This is a genomic window from Pokkaliibacter plantistimulans (assembly GCF_003194385.1).
Taxonomy (GTDB): Bacteria; Pseudomonadota; Gammaproteobacteria; order Pseudomonadales; family Balneatricaceae; genus Pokkaliibacter; species Pokkaliibacter plantistimulans.
In genome coordinates, this window is sequence record NZ_LAPT01000179.1 from 1 (window position 1) to 11344 (window position 11344).

General features: G+C 57.7%; 10 protein-coding genes. 2 read left to right on the forward strand and 8 right to left on the reverse strand.

All coding sequences use genetic code 11. From position 1 onward, the window contains the following. Nucleotides 1-137 precede the first annotated feature (137 nt). The 3 genes from xylB to WH50_RS25530 form a co-directional block, all read right to left on the reverse strand. Nucleotides 138-1613, reverse strand: a complete 1476-nt coding sequence (gene xylB, locus WH50_RS25520; protein WP_110190271.1) for a xylulokinase — start codon at nt 1611-1613, stop codon at nt 138-140. 48 nt (nt 1614-1661) lie between these two features. After that, entirely contained in the window at nt 1662-2621 is a 960-nt protein-coding gene (gene tal, locus WH50_RS25525) for a transaldolase (RefSeq protein WP_110190273.1), read from the reverse strand. Nucleotides 2622-2760: 139 nt separating this feature from the next. Then, the gene (locus tag WH50_RS25530; RefSeq protein WP_110190275.1) at nt 2761-3414 is read right to left on the reverse strand and encodes an HAD family hydrolase; all 654 of its coding nucleotides are present in this window, start codon (nt 3412-3414) and stop codon (nt 2761-2763) included. Nucleotides 3415-3549: 135 nt separating this feature from the next. On the opposite strand from WH50_RS25530, the gene WH50_RS26515 reads away from it, so the two are divergent. Beyond that, entirely contained in the window at nt 3550-3696 is a 147-nt protein-coding gene (locus WH50_RS26515; protein WP_165838571.1) for a hypothetical protein, read from the forward strand. Between the two features lie 57 nt (nt 3697-3753). Here WH50_RS26515 and WH50_RS25535 read toward each other — a convergent pair whose 3' ends face one another. The 5 genes from WH50_RS25535 to WH50_RS25555 all read right to left on the reverse strand — a co-directional run bounded on the left by WH50_RS25535 (nt 3754) and on the right by WH50_RS25555 (nt 9964). Continuing rightward, the gene (locus tag WH50_RS25535) at nt 3754-5226 is read right to left on the reverse strand and encodes a mannitol dehydrogenase family protein (protein WP_104156384.1); all 1473 of its coding nucleotides are present in this window, start codon (nt 5224-5226) and stop codon (nt 3754-3756) included. Between the two features lie 167 nt (nt 5227-5393). After that, nucleotides 5394-6497, reverse strand: coding sequence for an ABC transporter ATP-binding protein (locus WH50_RS25540; RefSeq protein ID WP_110190277.1), 1104 nt, complete (start codon nt 6495-6497; stop codon nt 5394-5396). A gap of 10 nt (nt 6498-6507) precedes the next feature. Then, nucleotides 6508-7341 carry a carbohydrate ABC transporter permease gene (locus WH50_RS25545; RefSeq protein ID WP_104156399.1) on the reverse strand — a complete coding sequence of 278 codons (834 nt, stop codon included), beginning with the start codon at nt 7339-7341 and terminating at the stop codon, nt 6508-6510. Nucleotides 7342-7357: 16 nt separating this feature from the next. Then, nucleotides 7358-8167 carry a carbohydrate ABC transporter permease gene (locus WH50_RS25550; protein WP_243410276.1) on the reverse strand — a complete coding sequence of 270 codons (810 nt, stop codon included), beginning with the start codon at nt 8165-8167 and terminating at the stop codon, nt 7358-7360. A 459-nt stretch (nt 8168-8626) separates the two neighbouring features. Beyond that, nucleotides 8627-9964, reverse strand: a complete 1338-nt coding sequence (locus WH50_RS25555; RefSeq protein ID WP_412053245.1) for an ABC transporter substrate-binding protein — start codon at nt 9962-9964, stop codon at nt 8627-8629. Nucleotides 9965-10360: 396 nt separating this feature from the next. Here WH50_RS25555 and WH50_RS25560 point away from each other — a divergent pair, with 396 nt between their 5' ends. Continuing rightward, on the forward strand, nt 10361-11314 hold the full coding sequence (locus tag WH50_RS25560) for an AraC family transcriptional regulator (RefSeq protein ID WP_243410275.1): 954 nt from the start codon (nt 10361-10363) through the stop codon (nt 11312-11314). The last annotated feature ends 30 nt before the right edge of the window (nt 11315-11344 follow it).

The following is an 11344-nucleotide window of genomic DNA, read 5'->3' on the forward strand; positions in this document are numbered from 1 at the left end:
CCAGAAGAGATACAAGGGTGCGGTGAGGGACGAACCGCACCTTCTGCACCACACCTTTCCATCACACCGTCACGCAATCTGGCGACCATACCTTCAGACCTGCCCGATACGTGACAGATCATCTGCCACCGTCCCGACTACACGCCGTGCAATTGCTGCAATGCCTGTCGATAGCGCTGATAGACCTCTTCGCTGGCTGCTACATCGGCGGCAACGGGCAGCTTCTCACTGCTGTCATCCACCTGTACGCAACGCTCGGTCAGGGCTGTCAGGCTTTCGCCGCTGACACACCATGCCGCCTGAATGGCGCCGCCCAGTGCCGCGGCTTCACCAATGACCGGGCAGACTACGCGGGCATTCATGGTATCGGCGACTATCTGGCGCCAGAGCGCGCTTTTGGCACCGCCGCCAATCAGGCGAATGGTATCGCCCTGCAAACCGGCATCGCGTAACAGATCCAGACCGTAACGCAGGCCGAAGGTGGTGCCCTCCACCACCGCCCGGCACAGGTTGGACTGGGTCAGATTGAGGCTGTTGATACCCAGAATGCTGGCGCTGGCCTGCGGCAGGGCAGGGACGCGCTCGCCATTGAGGAAGGGCAGCATGGTGATCCCTTCGGCACCGACAGGAGCCTGCTGCAAGCAGTCGTTGAAGCCTGCAATGTCCAGCTGGAACAGCTTCTGTACGGCACTGCTGGCGCTGGTCAGGTTCATGGTGCAGATCAGCGGTAACCAGCCACCGGCCGATGAGCAGAACGCCGCCACGCCCGCATTGGGGCTGACCAGTGCCTTGTCGCTATGGGCATAGACGGTGCCGGATGTCCCCAGACTCATGGTGATGATGCCCTGACGGATATTACCGGTGCCGATGGCGCCCATCATGTTGTCACCGCCACCACTGGAGACCACCACATCAGGGCCAAGCCCCAATAGCCCGGCGATCTCGGCACGCACCACCCCTGCCGGTTGATGGGATTCGATCAGTGCCGGCAGAGCAGCGCGCAGATGGCCATCACCGTCGATGTGGTCGAGGATCGCCGTATCCCAGCAGCGCTGGCGGATATCGAAATAGCCACTGCCGGAAGCATCGCCGTATTCGGCGCAAAACTCGCCTGTCAGCCAGTAGTTGAGATAGTCATGGGGCAGCAGGATATGGGCGATACGGCTGAATTCATCGGCAAAGTGACGCTTCATCCACAGCAGCTTGGAGACGGTGTAACCGGGCGCGATCACCAGCCCGAGGCGCTCCATGGCGGCATCGGCGCCGCCCAGATAATCCAGCAGTTCGTTGTTTTCTGTGGTGCTTTCGGTATCACACCAGAGCTTGGCCGGGCGCAGTATCTGGCCGTTGCGGTCCAGTGTGACCAGACCATGCTGCTGGCCGGAAATGCCGATACCGGCAATCTGCCGTGGGTTGATGCCCGCCTGAGCGATGGCCTGCCCGTAGGCCCTGACCAGTGCCTCGGTCCACCACTGGGGCTGCTGCTCGCGACGGCCATTATTCAGGCTGATCAGCTCATGGGGGCTGTAGCCCTCGCCGAGCAGGATGCCCTGTTCGGCGTCCAGCACCACTACCTTGGTACCCTGAGTACCGCAATCAATTCCGAGATACATAGATCACCTTATTATTTTGTCTGCGAAACCTGTCTCAGTGCTGATCCGTCAGGTCGCCAGTTGCTGGCTGAGCAGGGCTTCGAGCTTGCGCTGATCCTGATCAAACACGCGGATACCTTCGGCCAGTTTCTCGGTGGCCATGGCGTCTTCATTCATCTGCCAGCGGAAGGTGGCTTCATCCAGCGCAGCCGGACGCGGGGCGCGTTCGCCATTGTCCTGCAATGCCAGCGCTACCTGACCTTCCGCAGCAGCCAGCTCCTCCAGCAGCGCAGGGCTGATGGTCAGGCGGTCACAGCCACTCAGGGCGAGAATTTCACCGGCATTACGAAAGCTGGCCCCCATCACCACGGTGCGATAGTCATGCTTTTTAAAAAACTGGTAGATGGCCCTGACGGACTCGACGCCGGGCTCGGTGGCAGGTGTGAAATGCTGCTGGGGCTGTTGCTTGACGTGCCAGTCGAGAATGCGGCCGACAAAAGGAGAAATCAGAAAGACACCGGCTTCGGCGCAGGCGCGGGCCTGAGCAAAGTTGAAGATCAGGGTCAGGTTGCACTGGATGCCTTCCTGCTCCAGCACCCGCGCAGCCTGAATGCCTTCCCAGGTGGAGGCGATCTTGATCAGGATGCGCTCGCGGGGGATGCCAGTCTGCTGATACAGCTGACACAGTTCACGGGCTTTGCTCAGGGTGGCGGCGGTATCAAAAGACAGCCGTGCGGGCACTTCGGTGGAGACCCGGCCCGGTACGTGCCTGAGAATCTCGACGCCCATGGCAACCACCAGTCTGTCGCTGGCCAGCTGGAGCTGCTGGTGTGGGTCATCGCTCAACTGTCTGGCCTGCGCGATGGCTGCGCTCAGCAACTCCGGGTACTGACCGGCGGCAATGGCTTTGAGAATCAGGGAAGGGTTGGTGGTGGCATCTTCGGGCTGGAAACGCTGGATGGCACTGAGTTCGCCGGTATCGGCCACCACTACGGTGTGGGCTTTCAATTGCGCAAGCAGAGATGTCATGGGGCGGCATGTCCTCAACAGGTCGGAGAAGGGTATTCACCATACGACAGCTGCTGACATGAGCGCGTGTTGACGATCTGAGAGCCTGAGGGTTATCCGGCTCTCAGAGTGGCCCATCCCGGTTGAGTAATAAGGTTTCTCAGCCGAGGGTGTAGGCGTTGCTTTTCAGCGCAGTCAGGCTGGCGTACAGCGAGTCGTGTTTGTAATCGGCAATACTGAATGCCTCTGGCCAGGGGGTATGGGGGTCGGGAATGGCAACCACGGTCATTCCTGCCGCTTTACCTGCCTTCACACCATTGACCGAATCTTCCCAGACCAGGCACTGCTCGGGCTTAGCGCGCAGGCGCTCGGCAGCCAGCAGGAATACGGCAGGGTCGGGCTCGGAGTGAGGGACTTCATAACCTGAAACCAGTACATCAACGGCAAATCGGTTCTGGCGCACAATTTCCTGAATAAACTCCAGCGGTGATGACGAGGCGATGGCGATGGAGAAACCACGGTCTGCCACATAGTTCATCATCTCGCGGGCACCGCGCATCAGCTGCACTTGCGGCAGACGAGGGCGCATATTGTCGAGAATCTGTTTGACGAATACTTCCGGCTCGATAAAGGCGGTGGGGTAGAGCTCACTCAGGCGCTGGCCGATATTGAGGGTGCTCATGCCCTGCATGGAGCGAAAGGTATCGTCGTCAATGTTCAGCCCGTAGTGACGCTTCACCACTGACTGCTCGACCGCCAGCCAGTGTGGCTCGGAGTCGATAAGCAGGCCGTCCATATCAAAAATCGCAAACATCCTCAGATCCTTTATGTTCCAGATGGGCGTGCAGCTAGGCTCTGACTGACCTCACCAAGTGGCTTGGCGTTGCCAGCAGGCATCCGCAGTCTGTCAGACAGTCTGCAAGACTAAAGTTTAAGGTGCCTATGCTACATGAAAATATCCGGAAACGGGCTGATCAGGCTGTTGTCGGAGTGTATCCAGGGTGATGTTGATACCGAAATTGATAACGCCAATGTGAAAACGGATAACGGTTCAGCGGCAGGCGAAGGGGATTCCGTTCGCCTGTCACTGCTTTGACCAGATCACTGTTTAAGTGACATGACTTTAAGCAACACCGTCTTGAGCGAGATAGCCTTAGGCAACATAGTCGCGCAGGGTGGCCTGCACGCCTTTGTCGCGCAGGCTGTTCAGCGCTCGCTCGAACGCGGCAACAAACTCAGCCGAAGCCAGCGGCGCCTTGCCAAAAATATCTTCCACACCGAGGAAGCGCTGGGTCAGGGTGGCGTCGTCCTCGACCTGTTGCTGCATAAAGTCAGCGCGGGGGTCGGGGATTCGATAGGTCTCACCGCGCTCGTTGACGCCTTTCAGGTACCAGGCCCAGCTGGCAATGATCAGCGCCACGCGATCCAGTGGCTGGCCATCCTGCAGCAGCTGATTGACGGTCAGCATGATGTATTTGGGGAACTTGGCCGAGCCGTCGGAGCAGGTCCGCTCCAGCTGGTCGCAGATGGCGCGATTGGAGAAGCGGTCGATCAGGGTCTGCTTGTATTCGCTCAGATTGATACCGGGGACCGGTGCCAGCTGCGGGGTGACATCAATGTCCATGAAATCGCGGACAAACTTCTCGATCAGCGGATCCTGCATGGCTTCGTGAACGAACTGGTAACCCTGCACAAAACCCAGATAGGTCAGGGCCAGATGACTGCCGTTAAGCAGCTTCAGCTTCATGTGCTCATAGGGCGTCACATCCTGCGTGAACTGCACGCCCACTTCTTCCCACTGTGGACGGCCGTTGCAGAAGGTGTCTTCCAGCACCCACTGAATAAAGGGTTCGCAGACCACGGGCCAGGCGTCTTCCACACCGGTCTTGTCCTGCAGCTGCTGGCGGTGTTCGGCGCTGGTCATGGGGGTGATGCGGTCAACCATTGCATTGGGGAAGGCCACATTGCTGTTGATCCAGTCAGCCAGTTCGGCATCCAGCAGGCGGGTAAAGGTAATCACGGCCTTGCGCGTCACCTCGCCGTTATGGGGCAGGTTGTCGCAGCTCATGATGGTAAAGGGGGTAATGCCCTGATCACGACGCTGGCGCAGGGCCTTGGCCAGATAGCCAAAGATGGTTCTGGGGCTGTCGGGATGAGCCAGATCGTACTGAATCTGTGGCAGCCCGGCATTGAACTCGCCGGTGCTGTCATCCACGCAGTAACCACCCTCGGTGATGGTCAGGGAAACGATGCGGGTATCCGGGTCGGTCAGTCTGGCCAGCAGCTGCTCGGGCTGTTCCGGGGCCAGAATAAAGTCCTGGATGGCGCCTATGACCTTGATCTCGGTATCGTCGCTGTCACCCAGTTCGACCATGGTGTAGAGGTAGTCCTGACTGGCGAGGGCGTCACGCATGCCTTTGTCTTCGGCACGCAGGCCAACCCCGCAGATCCCCCAATCACGAGCCTTGCCCTGCTTCAGCAGCAGGTCGGTATAGACCGCCTGATGGGCGCGGTGAAAGCCACCGACACCGACATGGACGATACCCTGGCGGATGTCTCCGCGTTCATAGCCAGGCTGGCCGACACTGGCGGGCAGTTGCTGCAGATTGGCTGCGTTGAGTTTCATGATGCAAGTCCTTGTCATAACGGTTCATGCAGCGGTGCTGCGTTGAATCTGAATACGAGCGGCGCTACCTCCTGCCGTCATGTCTGTCAGGAGGTGGCTGCTGGAAACGTGTCCGGTGCAGGCGGCTGGGCATGCCAGCCGTCATCCGCGTGATCGTGAAAAGTGACTCAGGCGGCGCGCTGATTCAGTTTGGGGATGGTCAGGCCGCTTTCATCGAACAGATGGCAGTGGTTGAGATCCAGCGCCAGACCGACGCGCTGGCCGAACTCACCGGTGAAGTCGCCGGGAGCGCGCACGGTAAGCGTTTCACCTGAACTGGTACGCACGTAGCAGAAGGTGTCGCTGCCCAGATGCTCGGTGACATCCATCTCTACCTGGAAGGCGCTTTCGCTGGCCTTGACCACTTCGATATGCTCAGGGCGAATACCCAGCGTCACCTTGTTGCCAGCGCTGACGCGAGCACCGCTGATGGGCAGCTGCAAGCGCGTGCCTGCTGCCAGCTCGATGGTGACGGAGTGGGGATCGGTGCTTATCACCCGGGCGTCGAGGAAGCCCATTTTCGGTGTGCCGATAAAGCCTGCGACGAACTGGTTGACCGGGTTGTGGTACAGCGCCATCGGCGAGCCGACCTGTTCGATACGGCCCCCGTTGAGTACCACTACCTTGTCGGCCAGGGTCATGGCTTCGACCTGGTCATGGGTGACGTAAATCATGGTGGCGTTGAGATCGTGGTGCAGGCGCGCCAGCTCCAGACGCATCTGCACACGCAGGGCGGCATCCAGGTTGGACAGCGGCTCGTCAAACAGGAATACCTTGGGGTTGCGCACGATGGCGCGGCCAATGGCGACACGCTGACGCTGACCGCCAGACAGGGCCTTGGGCTTGCGTTCCAGCAGATGGCCCAGCTCCAGAATGCGGGCGGCATCCTGTACCTTGGCTTCCACTTCGCTCTTGTCGATACCGGCCAGATCCAGCGCAAACGACATGTTCTTGCGCACTGACATGTGGGGGTAGAGCGCGTAGGTCTGGAACACCATGGCCAGATCACGCTTGGCCGGGGTGACGTCGGTAATGTCGCGACCATCAAGGGAGATAGTGCCGCTGGTGACTTCTTCCAGCCCGGCGATCAGCCGCAGCAGGGTGGATTTGCCGCAACCGGACGGGCCGACAAACACCACAAATTCGTGATCGTTGATGTCCAGATCGACGCCTTTGATGATTTCCAGGCCGTCGAAGACTTTTCTCAGTTTTCTTATTTTCAGATCTGCCATGATGAATTCCTTACTTCACTGCGCCGAAAGACAGGCCGCGGACAAGTTGTTTCTGGCTCAGCCAGCCGATGATCAGGATCGGGGCACAGGCCAGGGTGGAGACGGCCGACAGCTTGGCCCAGAACAACCCTTCGGGGCTGGAGTACGAGGCAATCAGTGCTGTCAGGGGTGCAGCCTTGGAGGCGGTGAGATTGAGTGACCAGAAAGCTTCGTTCCAGCTGAGGATCAGCGACAGCAGCATGGTGGAGGCCAGACCGCCTTTGCTGATGGGCAGCAGTACGCGGCTGATTTCCTGCAGCGGTGTGGCACCGTCCAGACGGGCTGCTTCTAGAATGTCCTTGGGAATCTCCTTGAAGAAGGAGTACACCATCCACACCATGATCGGCAGGTTGATCAGGGTGTAGATGATCACCAGCGCGGTGCGGGTATCGAGCAGACCAGTGTTCTTGCACAGCAGGTAGATGGGCATCAGTACCCCGACCGGCGGCAGCATCTTGGTCGACAGCATCCACAGCAGGGTGCTCTTGGTGCGCTTGCTCTCATAGAAAGCCATGGAGTAAGCGGCAGGCACCGCGATCAGCATGCCGATAATGGTTGAGCCGAACGACACCACCACTGAGTTCCAGGCAAAGCTGAAGTAGCCACTGCGCTGCTGGATCTCGACGTAGTTCTCCAGCGTCGGGGTGAAGAACAGCTCGGGCGGCGAGGCGAAAGCGGCCAGTTCGGTTTTGAAGCTGGTGAGGATCATCCAGAAAATCGGGAAGAACATCACCAGACCTACTGCCCAGGCCAGCAGGCCGAGCAGGAAGGTACGTAATTGACGGGTTTGTTTCAGCGTCAGCATCATGATCGTCCCTCCTTTAGCTGGCTTTGTCGGTCAGGTTCTTGCCGATCAGTCGGATCAGCACGAAGGCGGCAATATTGGCAATCACCACGGCAATCAGACCTCCGGCAGAGGCCATACCGACGTCAAACTGCAGCAGCGCCTGGTTGTAGATCAGGTAGGCCAGGTTAGTGGTTTCATAGCCCGGGCCACCGCTGGTGGTGGTGTAGATTTCGGCAAATACCGACAGCAGGAAGATGGTCTCGATCATCACCACAACAGCGATAGGCCGTGACAGGTGAGGCAGCGTGATGTGCCAGAAGATCGCCAGCGGGCCGGCACCGTCCAGACGGGCGGCATCTTTCTGTTCCTGATCCAGTGATTGCATGGCCGTCATCAGGATCAGGATGGCGAAGGGCAGCCACTGCCACGACACGATCATGATGATGGAGAACATCGGATAGTGAGTGAACCAGTCCACCGGCGTGGCACCGAAGAAGCGCCAGATCGCCGCAAAGATACCGGACACCGGGTGCAGCAGCAGGTTCTTCCAGACCAGCGCGCTGACGGTTGGCATGATAAAAAACGGGGATATCAACATGACGCGAACCAGGCCGCGCCCCCAGAAGTCAATATCCACCAGAACTGAAATCAGTACGCCCAGCACCACGCTGATCAGCAATACGCTGCCGACCAGAATCAGGGTGTTGGCGGCACCGGCGAGAAAGCCCGCGTCGGTGATGAAGTAATAGAAGTTTTCCAGGCCGACAAAGTCGTTTTCACCGGGATAAAGCAAGTTGTAGCGAATGGTGGAGAAGTAGATGGTCATCGCCAGCGGCACGATCATCCAGACCAGCAGCAAGAGTACCGAAGGAGAGACCGTAGCCAGGCGCAGCCGGTTTTCGTAGCGGGAGACACCGCCCTGACGGGCCTTGTCTTCGGGCTGCTGCGTCGTTCTGGAGTCCAGACTGGTAGTATTCATAGACCTGACTCTTATCATTATTCTGACGTCTGGCTGCCGGGGCTGTGACGGTGTCATCGCTGACTGGGCGCGTGGCGCGGAGGTCGGTGATGGCGTGTCGGGCAGGATGGCAGGGGCGTCTTTTATTGTCTGAAAGCCTGGGGGAGTTACCTCCCCCGGCCACGTGAAACCGGCAGCAGGGCAGCCGGTGTTAACGAAGCGGTCAGCCTGACGAATGCATGGCTGTCAGTGATTGATCACGGGCTAGGTGAGAGTTCTGCTCACCGCTTCGTGTTGCCTGCTGATGGATGGCGGCTACCGGTATTCACCCGGGGCTGGCCCGCATCAGTCCTTGATGTAACCTGCGCGTTTCATGTCACGGCTGACCGAGGCCTGGGCATCTTCCAGCACCTTGTCAATACTCATCTGACCTGCCAACGCACCGGAGACCAGTTTACCAACCTGGGTACCAATGGCCTGGAACTCAGGAATGGTGACGTACTGAACACCGACATAGGGAATCGGCTTGGCAGAGGAGTCCATCGGGTCGGCACTCTGCATGGAGTCCAGAGTCAGCTGAGCAAAAGGCGCAGCAGCTTTGTATTCGGCACTGTAGGTGGAGAAACGAGTGCCTGGGGGAATGTTGGCAATGCCTTCCTTCTTGGCCACCAGATCGGTGTAGCCTTTGGAGGTTGCCCACTCAATAAAGGTCTTGGCGGCATCGACTTTCTTGGAGGAAGCCGGGATACCCAGCGCCCAGGCCCACAGCCAGTGTGAACCTTTATCGGTGGTCTGATGAGGGGCGAAGGCAAAGCCTACGTTGTCAGATACCTTGCTCTGGGACTTGTCAGTCACAAAGGAGCCAGCGACGGTTGCATCAACCCACATGGCACATTTGCCACTGTTGAACAGTGCCAGGTTTTCGTTGAAGCCGTTGGTTGAAGCACCGGGTGGGCCGTATTTGCCCAGCAGATCAACATAGAAGCTCAGGGCTTCTTTCCACTCGGGCGCGGTGGTGAACTCGGGCTTCCACTGCTCATCGAACCAGCGACCACCGAAGCTGTTGACCATGGTGGTGAACAGCGCCATGTTTTCACCCCAGCCTGCCTTGCCACGCAGACAGATGCCGTATTGCTCTTTATCCGGGTGGCTGAGTTTCTCGGCAAAGCCCTTGATCTGATCCCAGGTGGGCTGCTCGGGCATGCTCAGACCGGCTTCCTTGAACAGGTCAGCGCGGTAGTAGGTCATGGAGCTTTCCGCATAGAAGGGCAGGGCATAGAGATTGTTGTCGACTGACAGACCATCGCGTACGGACGGGAAGATATCGTCGACGTCATAGTCTGTGGGCAGATCAGTGATGGGAGTCAACCAGCCTTTCTTACCCCACAGACCGGTTTCGTACATGCCGATGGTCACCACGTCGAACTGACCCCCCTTGGTGGCAATGTCGGTGGTCAGACGCTGGCGCAGTACGTTTTCTTCCAGAACGACCCAGTCCAGCTTGATGTCTGGATGAGCAGTTTCAAATTCCTTGGACAGACCCTGCATACGCACCATGTCACCGTTGTTGACGGTGCCGATGGTAATGGTGGTGGCGGCAGATGCATGTTGCGCTGCCATCAGCATGCCGCCGGAAATCAGGGCAGCAAGTAGCGGATGCAGTGTCAGGCTGTTAGCTTTCATACGAGTTTCACTCCTCAACCGACCCTGAGAGCAGTGCTCTGAGACGGTGCTGTTTTTATCGTTGTTTTACCTGTTGGTGTCGCCGCAGTGTTGCGCTGCCAGCGAGTGCCAGGAGAGTGTTGGCCTGTGTATTACAGCCGTTGACCTGTACGAAAACAAATAACTAATCCACTCATTATTGATACTTTTTTGCACTGCTATGTTGGTATATAGGGCTAACTGGAATAGTAAAAATGATGATAAACAAGCAGTTTTTGATCGAATTAAAGGGTCATAAGCAGAAAAGTGTGCAAGTCGGCTATTTTCACTTTTGCAAAAAAGTAGCAGCCCATGACTAAAAAGTATTGGTCGCCTGTGGGTGTCGGCGTTAGTGTGAGGGGCGACAACAAAAACAACATGACGACTGCATTCCGTACTGGTTTTGCTGAGGTTGAGCCTATGCCCCATCCCGTTCGCGCTGCTGACCCTTCTTATGAGCTGATTGATGAACAGCGAGCCAGTTCGGTCCTTTATCGTGAACATGGTTTCCCCCATCCACTGGTGCGTTGGCATTATCACAAGGAATACGAGCTGCACCTGATTACGGCCAGCTCGGGCAAGGTGTTTGTGGGTGACTATATCGGTAACTTCTACCCGGATAATCTGATCCTGACGGGCCCAAACCTGCCGCATAACTGGATCAGTCAAGTGGAAGAGGGGACCCAGGTCGATGGCCGTGACCGGGTGGTGAATTTCACTGATGAATTGATTGCCACCGCGCAAGGTGCCTTCCCGGAAATGCACAGCTTTACCCCGCTGCTGGAAAGAGCGCAGTACGGCATCGAGTTTTACGGCAAGAACACGGTCAGCGAGGCCAAACAACTGATTTATCGGATAGCTGAAAGCCAGGGCGTGACGCGGCTTTCGCTGTTTTTCATTCTGCTGGAGCTGCTGGCGGATACCGGGGAATACCACCTGCTGTCGAGCAACGACTATCTGCTGGTCACCGGAGAAAAAAACATTCAGCGGCTGAATCTGGCGGTGAACTATATCTTTGACCACTACATGCGCAATGTGACCCTGGAAGAGGTTGCTGACCATGTCAGCATGAAGCCTACCTACTTTTCTAGGTTCTTCCGTCAGGCGACCGGGCGGCGCTTTATCGAGTTCGTCACCAGCCTGCGCATCAGTAAAGCCTGTGAGCTGTTGAGTCGCAGTGATACGGCGATCACGGATATCTGTTTTGAAGCAGGTTTCAACAATATCTCCAACTTCAACCGGCGCTTCTTCGCCAGCAAAGGCATGACCCCGTCAGATTACCGGCGGGAAGCCTATGAGCGTGGTTCTGACAAGTGGAGCCATGCTTCCTAGCAGGCTGTTGAAAACGTTATCGAGGCAGCC